Origin of the sequence: Chryseobacterium sp. JUb7 (assembly GCF_024806495.1) — a bacterium.
Lineage (GTDB): Bacteria > Bacteroidota > Bacteroidia > Flavobacteriales > Weeksellaceae > Chryseobacterium.
This window is the reverse complement of record NZ_JANUFF010000004.1, coordinates 85,325-103,003: the sequence shown is the minus strand read 5'-3', so window position 1 is coordinate 103,003 and position 17,679 is coordinate 85,325. Positions and strand designations below refer to the sequence as shown.

Sequence of the window (17,679 nt, the reverse complement as noted above, 5' to 3'; positions counted from 1 at the left end):
CTGAGTTTATTATATAGTAATATATTATACCATAGAGTTTTGATAAAAAAACAGTATTTTTGTCGACTCAAAATGTAGCAGGGCTACATATTATAAATAGGTAAAAAATTTTTAATAAAAATAAAATGCAACAGAACAACGGACTCGATAAAAGTCAAATGATTAGTTTTGCGGTTTTATGTTTGGTTCTTTTCGGTTTTATGTTTTATTTCCAAAACAAACAATCGAAAGAAGAAGAGGTAAAAGCTCAGCAGCAAAAAACTGAACAGGCAAAAAATGCCGTAAAACAAACTCAGGCAAGCAATATCAATCCTAATGTAACTCCTAACGCAATTCAGACTGCCAATTTAGCAAATAATGAATTGAAAATTGAATTTGCAAGCTTAGGTGGGCAGGTTTCTAAAGTAGAACTTGCAGAATACAAAGCATATGATCACAAAAGTGATAAAGCAGATCTTCCGCTTTATCTGATCAATAAAAATAATTCTAACTACGGTTTCCAGTTTAAAGATAAAACAGGAAAAGTGATCAATACCAAAGATTTGGTTTTTGCTCCTTCTGTTAATGGAAATTCAGTAACGATGACGGCTAACTATAATGGAGCTGTTGTTCAGTTTATCTATACATTACTTCCAAAATATACTCTTGATTTTAAAGTAAGAACTCAAGGTTTAGCTAAAATTACATCTGATAATAAAGCTGACTTCATCTGGGATTACAGTGTAAGAAACTTAGAAAAGGGTAGAGCTCAGGAGCAGTCTCACTCTGAGTTTTCATATGCTTTCGATAATTATAAAAAATATGATTATGACGGAAGAACAACGATGGATGAAGAAAAAGAAACCCTTAACTGGATTGGTGTAAAGCAGCAGTTCTTTGCTTCTGTGATCGAAGCTAAAAACGGATTTACACAAAGTAAAGGGAATCAGGAAACAATTGAAGAGGGAGAATATTTGAAGAAACTGAATTATGAAGGTTTTGTTCAAATGACAGGTAGCGAACTGAATCAGGATTTTACCTGGTATTTTATGCCTCTTGATTTACCTTTGCTTAAATCTTATGATAAAAACTTTGACGAAATTTTGCCTTTAGGGTGGTCTTTCATCGGATGGATGAACCGTTATTTCTTTATGTGGATGTATGGTATTATCGCTGGATGGGGATTGTCTGCAGGTTGGGTGATTTTTGTCATGACTATTATTGTTAAGCTGATCCTGTCGCCAATTATGTATAAGCAACATAAATTAAGTGCGATGATGAGAGTAATCCGTCCTGAGATTGATGAGGCTAATGCCAAGTTCAAGGATGCTGATCCGATGAAGAAACAACAGGCGACAATGGAGATCTATCGAAAAGCGGGTGTCAATCAGATGGCAGGATGTTTACCGGCCTTGGTGCAAATTCCTATTTTCTATGCATTGTTCCGTTTCTTCCCGAACTTTATTGATTTGAGAGGACAAGGATTCTGGTTTGCAAAAGATTTAACAGCTTATGATGACTTGATTAAGTTACCATTTAAAGTTCCTTTCTTAGGAGATCATTTAAGTGTTTTCGCTATTGCATGTACGATTGTTATTTTGATTTATACAATCATGACTTCAGGAAATATGCAGCAGCCTCAACAGGAAGGAATGCCAAATATGAAGGTGTTAATGTATATCTTCCCGGTTACATTCTTATTCTTCCTGAATACGTCGGCATCTGGTCTTTCTTGGTATTATTTTGTATCGAATGCGATTAACATCTTAATTATCCTGGTTATTAAATATGTGATTTTGGATGAAAAGAAAATTCATGCACAGATTCAGGCGAATAAAGAAAAGCCAAAAGCTGAAGGGAAATTCCAGAAACGTATGAGAGAAATGATGGAAAAGGCTCAGGAACAGCAAAAAACGCAAGAGCAGCAAAAAAAGAAAAAGTAGATAATTAATCTAGTATAACGAAAAGGAGAAGCAAATATTGCTTCTCCTTTTTTATTTAGACAGATTTTAAATTACATCACCTTGTGTTGAAAATTTTATAATTCAATTTGTGGTGATTTTAATCGTACTTCAATCTGAAAGACTGGCGGTGGTGTTTTGTCGGACCATGCTTTATCAGGGCTTCTTGGTGTTTTTTTGTAGCATATCCGAAATTGGTATTCCATCCATATTCGGGATGTTCATTATGAAGCTCAATCATCAGTTTATCTCTGTAATTTTTAGCTAAAATTGAAGCTGCTGCAATGGATAAAACTTTTGAGTCCCCTTTAATGATACATTGATGGGGAATGTAATTATAAGGATGAAATTTATTTCCATCCACTAAAATAAGTTCTGGTCTTATGGTAAGCTGATCTAATGCCTGATGCATTGCATGTATGCTGGCATTCAGTATGTTGTGTTTATCTATGAAAGATGGGGGAAGTTCTGCAATTGCATAATTTTTTACATTATCTTTTATATAACTATCCAATTCCATTCTGGTTTTAAAATTTAACTTTTTAGAATCATTAACCAAATTTTGCTTAAAATTATCATCCAAAATAACAGCTGCTGCAACCACCGGACCACTGAGACACCCTCTTCCTACCTCATCACACCCTGCTTCAATATAAATATCTGTCCATTTTTTTAGCAAATCCATAATTTTTAACAATTTCTTTCAAGCAAAATTAAGAAAATTATAAGAACTATGACAGAAATAACAATTTTTTGGGTTTTTGTTTTGTCTTGTTAAGAAAGTTTTACAAATTTGCAGGGTACAATAAATTAATTTGATATGAAGAAACTAACAGCTGGTGTGCTTGTCTTAGTATTATCTTCATCTCTAGCTGTGGCTAATGCTCAGCAGAAGAAGAATGATACTGTGAATACACAAGAAATCGAGGGAATCGTTGTAACGGCACTCGGTATTAAAAGAGAGAAAAAATCTCTCGGTTATGCTTCTCAGGAAGTAAAAGCAGATAAATTATTTGAAGGAACTACTAATACTGGTAATATAGCTTCTCAGCTTTCCGGTAAAGTAGCAGGTCTTAATGTAAATACAAACTCTAACTTTGGGGGGTCTGCTAATTTGGTTATTCGTGGAGTAAAATCTTTAGGAGGAACTAATCCTTTGATTGTAATAGATGGATCTCCAGTGGATAATTCAGCAACCTCTTTTGGAACTCAAAATGGAGGTTTCGACTTAGGAAATGCTTTATCTGATATCAATCAAGAGGATATAGAATCCGTAAACGTTTTGAAAGGGGCTGCAGCTTCTGCATTATACGGAGAGAGAGGACTTAATGGAGTAATTGTAATTACAACTAAAAACGGTAAAGGAAAAGATGACAAATCTTGGGGAGTTACTTTATCTTCTTCAGTTCAGGCTGGTTTTATAGATAAATCCACTTTTGCAAAGTATCAGAATAGATATGGAGGTGGCTATGATCCATCCTTCTATTACGGAAGTGCACCAGACGGTATTAGTTATGCTAATTTTGGTGAAGATGCATCTTGGGGCCCTGCATATGATCCTAATTTATTGGTATATCAGTGGGATTCGTTTGACCCAACTTCACCTAACTATAATAAAGCTACTCCTTGGGTAGCCGCAAAAAATGGCCCACTTAAGTTTTTTGAAACACCGATGTCGTTTGTTAACTCTATTTCCTTATCAAAAGGTACCAAAGGGTTTAACTTTAATTTGACTTACGATAATAATATTTCTAATGGTCTGTTGCCTAATTCAGATTTAAGAAAAAATACCCTTTCGACAAAAATTAATTATGATTTAAATCCTAAGTTACATGCAACTGTTTATTCGACCTTGACTCTTCAAGGGACTACTGGTAGAACAGAGACTGGTTATAATGATAATGTTGTTGGAGGGTTCAGACAATGGTGGCAAACAAACGTTGATTTAAATGCATTGAAAAATGCTTATTTTAATAATGTTAGTAATCCTACATTAGCAAACAATTATGGAAACGTGACATGGAATAGATCTGCCGATGATGACGGTACTCCGGCATTCTGGAACAATCCATATTTTCAGCGTTACCAAAATTACTCTACTGATGATAGAACAAGAACGTTCTCTTATGCACAATTAACATATGATGTTGATAGCCATATCAATATTACAGGTAAATTAAGCTATGATAACACTAATTTAGTTTTTGAAAGAAGACTTGCTCCCGGATCTTATCCTCAGAATTTTGGGGTATCAGGTAAAGCAGTAGGTTCTGGTTACCACAGATATGATTTAAAAAGAAGTGAAACAAACTATGATGTATTTGCTAATTACAAATATGATCTAGCACCTTGGTTAAATTTAAGTGGTATTGCAGGAGGGAATGTAAGAAGAAACTATCTTAGTACTATCGAAGCATCAACTGAAGGGGGTTTAATCAAACCAGGTTTTTATTCATTGGATAACTCTAAAGCTCCAATCTTGAATCCAGTTGAATATGAAGCAACAACACAAACGAATAGTTTATATGCTACAGCTTCATTTGACTTTAATAAAATGTTTTATTTAGATGGAACTATAAGAAGAGATGTTAGTTCAACTCTTCCAGCTGAAAATAATAAATTTACATATGCGTCTGTTTCAGGATCATTAATTTTATCAGAACTCTTGAAATCTCAAAAATCAATTATGAATTTTTGGAAAGTAAGAGGTAACTATGCAGAGGTTGGAGGAACTGCTAATTCCTATCTTTTAAATTATACTTATTATACATCAGGATATTTTAATACAGGTGATGGCAATATTAACATTTATAGACCACAAACTATATTAAACAATCCAAATTTGAAACCCCAGCGTTCTAAAGAGTTTGAATTTGGTACTGAAGTTCATTTCTTAAGAGATCGAATTGTTTTTGATGGAGCTTATTATGATTCGAAAACAACAAATCAGTTAATTACTCCAGATATTTCAGCTGGTTCAGGAAGTTTAGGAGCAGCAATTAATGCGGGACAGATTAATAATAAAGGAGTAGAGCTACACTTAGGTATTAGCCCAATCAAAACAAAAGATTTTGCTTGGGATATAGATGCAAACTGGGCTAGAAACAGAAGTAAAGTTGTTGAGTTGGCTGATGGTCTGCAAGTATATCAATTAGTAGGCTTAGTAGGAGGTGCTTCTATTGTTGCTTCAGTTGGTAACCAATGGGGAGATATTTATGGAAGTGATTATGTGTATTTGAACGGAGAAAAAGTGGTTGATCCTACTACTGGACTATACCAAACTGAAAATAATAAGGTGATTGGAAATGTTCAGGCGAAATGGACTGGAGGTTTAAGAAACTCATTCAGATATAAGGATTTTTCATTAAGTTTCTTGATTGATGTCCGTCACGGTGGGGATGTATTTTCATCGGATATGTATTACGGACTTGCCAGTGGGTTATTCCCAGAAACAGCTGTAGACGGATATAGAACAAATATACCGGTATTGGCAGGAGTTAATCCAAACGGTCAGGTAAATACAACTCCTGTAAGTGGTGTTGATCCTAATGAATATGGTAACAATCCAAATGATGGATATGCAATCGCTCCAGATAAAAGATTTGTATATGATGGATCTTATATAAAATTAAGAGAAGCAAGTATTACGTATTCTCTTCCGAAAAGTTTATTGGCAAATACATTCATGAATGATGCCAAAATATCTATTGTAGGAAGAAACCTTTGGATTATTCATAAGAATCTTCCTTACGCAGATCCTGAATCATCACAGATGGGAGGTTTATATTCTTACGGATCATCCGTGGGATCTTTACCTACAACAAGAGAGCTTGGAGTAAACTTTACGTTTAAATTCTAAAACTTAAGATTATTTAAAAATGAAAAATTTCAAAAAATTATTATATACTGGAGGAGTGGTCGCTTCGTTATTCATGTTTAATTCATGCCAAAGCGATATTACTTCTTTGAACGAGGACCCAAAGCACCCATCTGAGGTTCCATCTGGAAATATGTTGGCGACAAGTATGTACCAAGGTTTCTATTACATGTACACAGGAAGTGTAAATTTTAATAACTATCGTTTTTTTACACAACAGTGGACTGAAACTATTTATACTCAGGAAACAAACTATAATTTGACGACTAGAAACCAGCCTAGAAATCATTTTAGAAGAATGTATGTGTATACATTAGCTCCGCTTGAGCAGGCAAAAAAAGATCTTCCAAAAGAAATTAATGCAGATCCTGAAGTGGTAGACAATAAATGGGCGACTTTGGAAATTGCTTCTGTGTTTACTTGGGAGAATATTGTTGATACTTTTGGAAATGTACCCTATAAAGAAGCTTTACAGGCAGAAACAATTAAATCTCCTAAATATGATGATGCAAAAACCATTTACTTAGACCTTATTTCTAGATTAAATGCGGCAATTGCAAAAATTCATTCATCTAAACAAGGTTATCCTGAAGATTTAGTGTATAAAGGAGACATGACAAAATGGATTAAATTTGCCAATTCAATAAAACTAAGATTAGCAATTAACCTTGCGGACGTTGATCCGGCTACTTCTAAAGCAGCAGCAGAAAGTGCTATTGCGGGGGGAGTATTAGCTTCTGCATCTGACTCTTATTCATTAAAATTTGATGGAAATACTTTTACAAATCCCTTATTTGATGATTTGGTAGCGTCTGGTAGAAATGATTATATTCCATCTAATATTATGGTAAATCCAATGAATACTAAATCCGATCCAAGGAGAGCTGCTTACTTTACTCAAGTAGGAGGTATTTATAAAGGAGGAACATACGGAACTGCTAACTCTTTTGCAAGTAATTCTCATGTAAATCCAAGTTACTTAACTGGAAATGCACCTGCGAATTTATTAAGTTATACAGAAGTATTATTTTTAAAAGCAGAAGCAGCTCAAAGAGGATATAATGTTGGCGGTGGAACTGCAGCTAGCTTATATGCGGATGCAATTACGGCCTCAATGTTAGAAAACGGAGTAACAGCAACTGATGCGGCTACATACATTGCTGCTAATCCGTACAATGCAGCAAACTGGAAACAATCTATCGGTTATGAAGGTTGGATCGCAATGTGGAATAATCCATTTGCTGCCTGGAACTTTACAAGAAGATTAGATAACCCTATATTGACGGCTCCACCTTCATCATATATTGGAGGTATTCCATACAGAATGCCATATTCTGATCAGGAATATGTTACCAACAATGCCAATGTATCTGCTGCGGCAAGTGCAATAGGCGGAGATAAAGCAACAACAAAATTATTCTGGGATATCAACTAATACTAGAAAACAAGTTTTAATATTTTAACATTCATATGAAAACCGCCTTCGGGCGGTTTTTTTATTTCCGTATATTTGTACTTCAAAATTTTACAATGAACATTAAAGATATTATAGAAAATAAACTTTCTGAAGTCATATTAAATGTCTATCAATTAAAAGACATTAATTTGGAAATTCAGGAAAATAAAACGGAATTTGAAGGGGATTTTACCATTGTCACTTTTCCATTGGTTAAACAATTGAAAAAAAATCCTGAAAGTATTGGAGTTGAATTAGGAGAAGCATTAACAGAGCAAACGGAGCTGCTGGAAAGCTTCAATGTTATAAAAGGTTTTTTAAATGTTAAAGTTAAAAACCATTTTTTTGTTGACCAGTTTAAAACGGTAACGAAAGGCTTTTCAGTTATAGAAAAGAAAAACTCTGCCGTAATGGTGGAATATTCTTCTCCCAATACGAATAAACCTCTCCATTTAGGACACGTTAGAAATAATTTATTAGGCTTTTCGGTTGCGCAGATTCTTAAAGAAGCAGGATATGATGTGATTAAAAGCCAGATCATCAATGACAGAGGAATTCATATCTGTAAGTCAATGCTGGCATGGGAAAAATTCGGGCATGGAGAAACTCCGGAAACGACTGATACCAAAGGAGATAAATTTGTAGGAAACTACTACGTTGAGTTTGATAAAAACTATAAAAAAGAAATCTCAGAACTTGTAGAACAGGGAATGAGTGAAGATCAGGCAAAAAAAGAAGCTCCTTTGATGAAAGAGGCTCAGAAAATGCTTTTAGACTGGGAAAATGGTGACGAAAAAGTAAGAAATCTTTGGGCTGAAATGAACTCTTGGGTTTATAAAGGTTTTAATGAAACGTATCAAAGATTAGGAGTAGATTTTGATCAGATACAATACGAAAGCAATACCTATATTTTAGGAAAAGATCTTATTCAGGAGGGACTGGATAAAGGGATTTTATACCAGAAAGAAGATGGTTCTGTTTGGTGTGATCTTACGGACGAAGGACTGGATCAGAAACTTTTATTGCGTTCAGACGGAACTTCAGTATATATGACTCAGGATTTAGGAACAGCGGTAGAACGTTTCAAGCAAAACAATATACAAAAGTTAATTTATACTGTTGGTAACGAGCAGGATTATCATTTCCAGGTTTTATTTAAGATTCTTGGAAAACTTGGATATTCATGGGCTGATCAGCTGTATCACCTTTCTTATGGAATGGTTGAGCTTCCAAACGGGAAAATGAAATCCCGTGAAGGTACTGTTGTAGACGCTGACGAATTGATGCAGGATATGTATGATATTGCAAAATCTAAATCAGAAGAACTGGGTAAACTGGAAAACTTCACAGAAGAAGAGAAGAATGATAACTACGAAAATGTAGGAATAGGAGCGTTAAAATATTTTATGCTAAAAGTTGATCCTAAGAAAAAAATGCTGTTCAATCCGGAAGAAAGTATTGATTTTAATGGGAATACAGGACCTTTTATTCAATATACCTACGCACGTATTCAGTCTTTGCTGGCTAAAGCTGGTTATGAACAAAAAGAAGTTGCTGATATTGAATTGAATCAGTCCGAAAAAGAACTGATTATGCAGCTTGCTAATTTTAAACCCGTGGTGGCAAAATCTGCAGAAGCATTGAGCCCTGCTTTGGTAGCCAATTATGTTTATGACTTGGTTAAATCATATAACTCTTTCTATCAGAGTAATCCGATCTTAAATCAGGAAGATAAAAATATAACGCAATTCCGTTTGAATATATCAGATCTAACGGCAAAAACGATAAAAAAATCGTTGCAGCTTCTGGGAATAGGAACTGTAAACAGAATGTAATAATAAAGCCTCCCGAAAATTTTCGGGAGGCTTTTTATTTTAAGAAGGATTATCCTGAGTTTCCTTTTTTTTCTGGGTTTCTTCATACAGCTTGGCGTTACTCCATTTTGCATGTTTGGAAGGATTGATTTTATATCCTTTTTTATAGGCATAAACTTTCGTATATACCGCTCCGAAGAAAATCAGCATACAGGAATAGTTGATCCACATCATAATCAGAATTACAGTTCCCGCAGTTCCGAAAGCTGAAGTCGGTTTTGCCGTTCCGAAATAAAGGCTCAGTAAAAATTTTCCGAGGGTAAATAAAACTGCTGTAAGAAAGGCTCCTTTCCAGACAGGTTTCCAACTGATCTGTACATCTGGAAGTACTTTAAACATTAAGGCAAAAAGCAACATCACAAATCCGAATCCTACTCCAAAATTTACCAGCTCTACCAGCATATAGGTTTCAAAACCAAAATATTTGGTAATAATATTATTGAAAACACTGATTAAGGATGATAAAATCATCGTGATCATTAATAAAAACCCGAGAATAAGGATCATTCCCAATGAGTTGGCCCTGTCCAGAAGGAATTTTATTAATGCTTTTTTGGGAGCAGACTGTACGTCCCAAAGTGTATTTAAGGTATGCTGTAACTGAAAAAATAGGGTAGTAGAACCAAAAACCAAGGCACCTACACCCACTATTTTCATGAAAATATTTTGCTTGTCAATCAATGCACCGGCAATCATACTCTGAATACTTTTGGCAACATCCGGACCCATAATGCCACTGATCTGGCTGCTGATTTGTCCTCGAATAGCTTCCTCACCAAAGAAATAGCCGGCAATCCAGATGATAATAATCAAAAGTCCGGGAATGGAGAATATAGCGTAATACGCCAGACTTGCCGAATCTTTCGATGCAGAGGAATTGTTCCATTCGGTGAAGGTTTCTTTTAAAACCTCCCAGAAAAATTTTATGTTATTGATCATATTAAAAAGGATATCCGATTGCAATATTCAAGATAAGATTGTCTTTTCGCCAGTTTGGATCTCCAAAATTGATCCTGTCAAAAGTCCATCGGTCATTCTTCTCATAATAAGGAACTCTTAGAGGCATAGCAAGATCTAATCTTAAAATCAGAATAGAGAAATCAAGTCTTAGACCAACTCCGGCTCCAACAGCAACTTCGCTTAGGAACTCTTTGGAAAATTTAGCGCCCGGTCTTTGTTCATCTTCATTGATCAGCCAGATATTTCCGGCATCTGCAAAAACAGCAACATTTAAAAATTTATAAATATTGGCGCGATATTCTGCATTTAATTCCAGCTTAACGTCTCCAGACTGATCAAAATAATATCCAGACTGAATCGTTCTCGGATCAAAACTTCCCGGACCTAAAGTTCTTGCACGAAATGCTCGGATACTGTTACTTCCTCCGGAGAAAAACTGTTTGGAGAAAGGAATATGATCTGAATTTCCGTAAGGATAAGCAATACCAGCAATGAATCTTGTGGCCAGAGAGGTTTTCTCAGTAAATTTATGATATAATCGGAAGTCATTTTCAATTTTGGCATATTGACTGAAAGGGATTCCGAAGAGTTTCTTTTCTTTGTCTTTTTTTACATCGGCACCGCTTACAAGGCCGGCAAGTGTTCCTGCCAGATCCAATGTTCCTTTGTAATAGAACGTCGTTGGTTTGTTCACCATTGTGTTGGTGTAGGTGTAAGAGTAGGTAGGACCGAAAATAAGCTGTTTTTGAACCACTCTTCGCATAGCATCACTGTTTGCTGCAAGAGAATCATAAAGGTGGGTCACCTTAGCAGGAGAAACCAGCGTAACGTCCAATACTTTTAGTTCATGTTCTTTCCTTACATTTTCCTTCCATAAATAACCGAATGATCCGCTGAACGTGTTTAGCGTATAATATTGCGTACGGTTCTGGAATTCATAGCCTAGCGTAATATTGGTTCTCGGAACAAAAGCACTGGAAGAATTGAAACGGAAAGGTGCTACAATTCTAGGAATAGAAAGCTGAACATTCGTTCCGGCTCTGAATATATTCTGTGCATTTTCAGGACCTCCCATCTGTACATCAAATGCTCCGTAAACAGAAGCTTTAAACTGTTCTGCTCCGCGGAAAAAATTTCTGTGAGTCCAGTTCAGGTTAAGTTCACTACCTGCATAGTTTGCAGAGTTGGTTCTTCCCAAAGCTTCAAGACGCAGAGACTGAATTTCCCTTGGCGTCAACAAATAGTAAGCATCAAATTTATGATTTAAAGAGTCTGAAACAACAAACTCGTTTTTCACGAATTTAAAAACCCCTAAACTTATCAAACGGTTTAAAGAAAGATTATGATTGGTACGGTTGTATACATCTCCTTCTTTAAAATACAGAGCTCTGTCAAAAATTCTGGGTTTAAATTTATGCTGAGGATCGACCACATGAATATGATCATAGGTATATTTTGAAAGAGAATCAGGATTCATAGGAACGCTGTATTTTCCGTCTTTTACATCCTGAATATTATAATTGGGAAATACAATGACTTTATTGATGCTGAACTGCTGGGTTGCCAGATCAGGGGTATCATCTTTAAGTTTTACATTCAGTTCTACTTTGTGGTTTTTACTCACGGTACTGTCGGCCTGCGCGATAATATTATCAGGATGGAAATAATAAAAACCTCTTTCTTTCAGTCCGTTATCAATTCTTTCCCGTTCAGCTTTTATAACATCAAGATCAAAAGGATTTCCTGTTTTAAGGAATGTTTTATCAGACAGACTCTGAATTTCTTTATTAATAAGAGTGGAATCTTTCTGAAACTTTACATTGCTGATTAAATATTGTGCACCTGGTCTTAACGTGTAAATAACCTGAGCTTTTTTATTTTTAGAAACCGTGTCATAGGTTGCTTTCGCATTAAAATACCCTTTGTTTTCGGAATAATTGACAATAATATCTTTATTGAATTCCCGGTCAACATCTCCTAATAAAACAGGTTTTTCCCCCATTTTATATTTCAGCCAATAATTAAAACCTTTATCTTTTTTAGGCTCTTTGGCAATATTGTAAAAGTATAATTTAGGTCTTAGTCCCAAAACGGTAGAATTGGGTTTAGGAGTCAGTTTAGATTCAAGAGCGGCCTGAAGTTCTTTTTTTTCTTTTTTTGAAATGGTATCGTTCTCGATTTTCACTTCAGCGCCTGTATACAGCATTTGGCCTTGCTTCAAATACTTCGTATTGCTGCATGACAGGGTAGCCGAAGCTAATCCGGAAGCGAACAAATATTTAAAATAGGTATGGAAATTACTTTTCATTTATTTAAATTCTACCACTTGGTTGTTTTTATTTTCTTTTTTAGGTCTTTTGTTTTTCGATTTTTGGAAAATTTCACGGAATTTGTCATAATCTAAAGTGATGATAAATCCGAGTCCTGTTTCCACTATCTGCCCCTGAAGAGCTACCTGATATTCATTTTTACGATAGGCTCGAAGCATATATCTGCTGTCTTTAGACAAGCTGTAATCTACGGTTACATCTCCTGCAATATTCGTCATGTTTTCATTTTGACGGGCTTCTCCTTCAAGCCCGAAATTACTTCCTACCGTTACTTTCAGACGATCATTCAGTAGTTTTTTGCTGATATCTACATTAAGGTCTGTTCTTGTATTTTTCTGTCCGGTCGAGTAATCTTCCGAAGAATCAAGTCCGAAATTCAAATCAACACCTTTAATAAGACCGGATGCAAGATTGTTCAATTGTTGCGAAAGTAATTTACTCACACTCTGTCTTGCCATCATCTCTCCGGACATTCCTGCGCCTGACTCAAAAGGATTTTCACCAATAAACCGGTTTAGTAACAGTAAGGCAAAAACCTGCTTGTTCATTTCAGATTCCTGAGTTCTCAGCTGGGTTAATTTCTGGTCCACCAAATCTGTTACGGTCGAAGAAACTGCATTGTTTTTTTCATCAGTAGTAATATCGAATGTAATCTGCGGTTTTAGTAGATCACCCTTCATTTTTAATAAAGTATTGAAAGGTATTCTCTGTTTAAACTGGTTGATCGTGCTAGCATCGGTTACCTGCTGTTCAACAAGGTCAATCGGCGCGGCATCTGTTTTATAAATGGCCGTGATATCCATTATGGCAGCGGTAGGTTCACCAGTCCATGTGATGGTGCTTCCTTTCTGAATATCAAACTTACGTTTCAGAATGCTTACTGACATTTCATAGCTTCCTTTTTCCACTTCATAAACGCCGACTAAAGTTGTTTTTCCTGATGGATCTACACCGCCTGTAAGCTCTGCTTCACCCTGAAGTTTTACAAAATCTCCGTTGGCCTTATCGATGATGATAGACATTTTTGCTTCTTTGCTGACCTCGATATTGACGCTTACGTCCATTCCTTTGATACGGCTTTGTGCTTTCAGTGAGTCTGCTTTTACTGTTTTATTTAAAACTACCTGATCCTGATCGATGAATTCTACAATTCCGTCTCTTTCCTGTAAGGTAGGAGAAGATTGCGGAAGCACAAAAGTGAAATCGGTATTGTCTGCAACAGCCAGTCTGCCGTCTACTTTTGGAAGATCAAGATTTCCGCGGATATGTAAAGCTGCATCAATGGCAAGAACTCCATACATCATGGCGTCGTTTGATTTTTCAGAATTTACGACTTTAAAGCCTTTAGAGTTAAGATCAAGATTGAACGCAAAATCACGATATGTCTGTGTAAGAACCTGACCGTTTATCTTCAAAGAATTTCCGTCTTTATCGTTGATTTTGAAATTGTCAAATTCAATTCCACGGTTGGTAAAATCAATCTCATCATTTAGTTTTCTGAAATCACTTCCTGTCTGTGCGATTTCCATTCCTACATCATTGAATTTTACTTTTCCTAAAATATTCGGTTTATCCGTATTTCCGGTGATCTTAAGGTTTCCTGAAATATAGCCTTCTGTATTGGTTATCGCATTCATTGAGAATCCCTGTACACTCTTCATCTGAAGTTTATTGATCGCCATATTGAGATCAAATGTGCTTGAAGATGTGTTGTAGTCACCCAGTATTTTTACATCATTGTTATTTCCTGAAAGAGCAACATCGGCATTCAGAATATTCGGGGATGTATTATTTACTTTTACAGCAAGATTCCCAATCGGGTTTCCATAGACAAATAAGTCCGAAATATTTAAATCTGAAGTGAAGGTCATATTTTTAGTTACATCACGTAACTGAGCTGTACCATTAATGGTACCTTTGGCCAGAAGAGTGTCTTTTTTTATTAGCTCGGTGATGGTTTCTATTTTAAAATCTTTCAACGAAACATTTAAAGGACTGCTTGGCGAATTGTTTTCTGACTGTAATAAAATCTCGCTTCCTCCATTGGAAAGCCTGAAATTATCAGCCAGAATTCCTTTGTCACTGATCTGAATTTTATTGTTTTCAGCAACCGCCCAGTCTGTATAATTTAATTTTAAACCATTTGGATTTAACGAAATTTCTGTGATATCATTCAATGATTTGGCATTCCCTGCAATTAAGAATTGGGTAGCATCTTTTTCATCTTTTGTGGTGACATTATAATTGATAATGTTATTGGCAACATCACCATTAATGTCAATTTTATTTAAAGCAAAACTGGAACTTTTCAAAGCTGCCACATTTAGGGCATATTGTAAAGCCTGGTTTTCATTCGTAATTTTTAATGAAGCATTCTCAATGGTGTTTTCACCGTACAGGAGTTGAGGAATCTGTCCGTTTACTTCAATTTTTTGGGAATCGGCATCATAGTTTCCTACTAAATTAATGGTTTCAAAACTTTTCAGATCCGGAACAAATTTTCTGATGATATCATCATTTTTAATCTTTGCATTAAATGTGAAAAACTGCCCGGCTTCAATTTTTTGGCTTTTATCCGGCTTTTGAAACTGATAATACTGGTTGACGGTCTGCGCCAGAGAACCAAAAATCTGCGTCAGTTTATATTTTCCGGTAAGTTCTACATCTGCAACCTGAGAATTGAAAATAATCTGTGTGGAATCATTCGTTGAACGAGCTTTTAAATTCAGTTCCTGAACAGGATATACTTCTTTGGTATCTGAGAATGCAAAATCTTTAAGATTCAGATAGCCATTCAAATGATCAGGATCTAAACTTGTGAAATCACCATCAATTTTTCCCGCAATAATCATAGGTTTTTCATAGAATCCGAGTTTATTGACATCCAGTTTGATAACTTCCCCGCTAACCTTAACAGTAGGATTTTTTTCGTCATAGACTCCGGAAGCAGTTAACAGTAAGCTGGCGTTCGGATCTTTTGAGTCCAGAACAATATTATACGCACCACGATTGATTTTCCCTGTCAGATTCATATTCTGATAGCGGTAACCTTTGTAGACAGCCGATGCGACATGTCCTTTGAGGTCTGCTTTTGCATTTTTAAAATCGAAACTTTCTCCTTTAGCTGCAATTTGTGCACTGATAGGTCCTATATCTTTATTCTGAATGATTTTTCCGATCTGCAAACCCTGAAGATTGGCCTTTACATCATATAATTCGTGATTTTTTCTGCGCATGTCAACATTAGCGATAACAGCGGCATTTCCCAGCGTAGAATATAGGTTAAGATTGGTATTAACCATCTTTGTGGTTCCTTTAGCTGTTCCTTTGACACTCATATGTGATGGCAGAGAAATATTTGAAGGAATAGTGTTTTTAGGAACTAAATTGAAAATAGTTTTTGCCGAAGATGATAGTTCTGCAATTCTTAAATCATAATACAGGTTATCAGGATTCATCGCATTTTTAATTCTTCCTGATGCTGCGGCCCTCAGCTGATCAAGGCCAGAAACCTTAAGATTATTTATCAATAAATCATTAACGCTTCCTTTGACATCGGCGTTAACATTTAAAATAGCATTGGGATATTTGTTGAAAGGAACTGTACTCTTTAAAGTCGGAACAAGATTTAAAATATCAGCAAAACCAATTCTTGAATCTTTAATATTAGCAGAAATTTTTACGGCCCCCGGATTTGAAGTTAATTGATCAATAGAATTATAATTTAAAATAACCTCATTACGTAAAAGTGTTTTTGGAGTCTGAAGATAAAGATCTTTCAGATAGGCTTCTTTATCGCCATATACGAAATCTGTGTTGAACTTTTGGATATTCAGACCTCGTGCTTCCTGAATTTCTGCGGAATTAACGGTTCCTGCAAAAGTATTATCCTGCATTTTGAAACTTCTTACTTCCACATTCATCTTCGAAAAATTCATGTGATTGAAGTCCATTCCCTGTTTTGTAGGGGCAATGGCCGTGTTATTATAGGCTACTTTTACATCATTTAAAACCAATTTCCCAAGAAGAAGCTGCATCGCTTTTTCTTTGTCAGAATTTTTTGAAACTTCAGGTTCTTCTTTTGGGTTTTTCGGATTGGCATTCTGAGCCGGAAGATAGAGGTTGGCATTGATATCTGCTCCCGAAAGGAAAACATTGGCCACATTGTAAGCATTGTTTTCAAGGTCAAGCTTGTTGACTTTAGTGCTTAATTCTTTAAATAAAACCTTAGCGAAAGTTTTGGTATTGTCATCACCGTAGTCGATATCGAAATTCGTCAGTTTAATTCCTCTCAAACCAATCTGCATCGGTTTCTGATTATTTAAAGAATCTACTTTTTTCTCTACCTTTTTAGAAACTTCTTCTACAAGATCCTGTTTCAGTTTTAGTTTTAATCCGTCAAGATTAATATCATTGACAGCGTATTTATTGTTGCTTAAATCGAAAGTTTTGACCCTTGTATCAAAGGATTTGAAATATAATTTAATGTCGTTTCTTGATTGTTGATCATTAAAAGTAACCCCAATATCTTTTAGCTTAATTTTATCCAGAGAAATAATAAAAGGTTTAGACGGGCTTTCTTCTTTATCACTGGTTGCAAATGCATCGATGATATAGTCGAAATTAAATTTGCCGTCTTTTTTTCTTACAACATTGGCTCTCGCCCCCTCAAGATCTACTGAAGTGATGTCTGCAGTGGAGTTGATCAGTTTAAGCATATTTAAACCGACGTCCAGTTTTTTTACAGCCAGCAGGGTATCGATATCCTGTCCTTTTAAATAGAGATTTTCCATAACAAGACTGTTTGGAAATCCTATGTAAACCCTTTCAAGGCTTACTTTTGTTTTAATTTTTTTCTCTAAATAAACGACTAATTTGTCTTTAATGAAATTCTGAACAACAGGAAGTCTTAAGCTGAATATAAGCAGGATCAGAAAAACCAATATAGAAATAACGGTTATTGCAGATCGCCTCAGGAGTTTTCTTTTATTAATTTTTAGTTTCAAATGTGGGTGGTTTTAACAAAGATAATAAATCATTTATCATTAGAGATTAATTCTTTATTATGGTTACCACAAGTGAATACAAAAATCCTGCCTTGACTGCCTATTATGGAATTTAGTTTAGTGAATAGTCAAGTGAATCAGTTGATGAAGACAGTCAAAGCCTGGATTTTTTTGTTTTTAAAATGCCCCCTTTGATCTCATTTTTAAATAGTTGAAAAGGTGGATGCAAAAATGAA

General features: G+C 35.4%; 8 protein-coding genes. 4 read left to right on the top strand and 4 right to left on the bottom strand.

Features of this window, described 5'->3' with window-relative positions; genetic code table 11:
* Nucleotides 1-125: 125 nt before the first annotated feature.
* Nucleotides 126-1,922, top strand: coding sequence for a membrane protein insertase YidC (yidC, locus tag M2373_RS09415; RefSeq protein ID WP_259109983.1), 1,797 nt, complete (start codon nucleotides 126-128; stop codon nucleotides 1,920-1,922).
* Nucleotides 1,923-2,040: 118 nt separating this feature from the next.
* Here the strand turns inward: yidC and M2373_RS09410 are convergent, their stop codons facing one another.
* Nucleotides 2,041-2,625 (bottom strand): ribonuclease HII, encoded by a 585-nt coding sequence (locus tag M2373_RS09410; protein ID WP_259109981.1) that lies wholly within the window; start codon nucleotides 2,623-2,625, stop codon nucleotides 2,041-2,043.
* A 135-nt stretch (nucleotides 2,626-2,760) separates the two neighbouring features.
* Between M2373_RS09410 and M2373_RS09405 the strand changes: the two genes are divergently transcribed.
* The 3 genes from M2373_RS09405 to argS all read left to right on the top strand — a co-directional run bounded on the left by M2373_RS09405 (nucleotide 2,761) and on the right by argS (nucleotide 9,108).
* Nucleotides 2,761-5,799, top strand: coding sequence for a SusC/RagA family TonB-linked outer membrane protein (locus tag M2373_RS09405; protein ID WP_259109978.1), 3,039 nt, complete (start codon nucleotides 2,761-2,763; stop codon nucleotides 5,797-5,799).
* Between the two features lie 19 nt (nucleotides 5,800-5,818).
* On the top strand, nucleotides 5,819-7,252 hold the full coding sequence (locus M2373_RS09400) for a SusD/RagB family nutrient-binding outer membrane lipoprotein (protein WP_259109976.1): 1,434 nt from the start codon (nucleotides 5,819-5,821) through the stop codon (nucleotides 7,250-7,252).
* A 95-nt stretch (nucleotides 7,253-7,347) separates the two neighbouring features.
* Nucleotides 7,348-9,108 carry an arginine--tRNA ligase gene (gene argS, locus M2373_RS09395; RefSeq protein WP_259109974.1) on the top strand — a complete coding sequence of 587 codons (1,761 nt, stop codon included), beginning with the start codon at nucleotides 7,348-7,350 and terminating at the stop codon, nucleotides 9,106-9,108.
* 39 nt (nucleotides 9,109-9,147) lie between these two features.
* On the opposite strand, the gene M2373_RS09390 is transcribed toward argS, so the two are convergent.
* From M2373_RS09390 to M2373_RS09380, 3 genes are read right to left on the bottom strand one after another with little or no spacing between them, the layout of a single operon-like run.
* Nucleotides 9,148-10,086, bottom strand: coding sequence for a YihY/virulence factor BrkB family protein (locus M2373_RS09390; RefSeq protein ID WP_259109971.1), 939 nt, complete (start codon nucleotides 10,084-10,086; stop codon nucleotides 9,148-9,150).
* 1 nt (nucleotide 10,087) lies between these two features.
* Nucleotides 10,088-12,415: a BamA/TamA family outer membrane protein gene (locus M2373_RS09385; protein ID WP_259109969.1), complete on the bottom strand. Its 2,328-nt coding sequence runs from the start codon at nucleotides 12,413-12,415 to the stop codon at nucleotides 10,088-10,090.
* On the bottom strand, nucleotides 12,416-17,443 hold the full coding sequence (locus tag M2373_RS09380; protein WP_259109967.1) for a translocation/assembly module TamB domain-containing protein: 5,028 nt from the start codon (nucleotides 17,441-17,443) through the stop codon (nucleotides 12,416-12,418). It abuts the gene before it with no gap.
* Nucleotides 17,444-17,679: the final 236 nt, after the last annotated feature.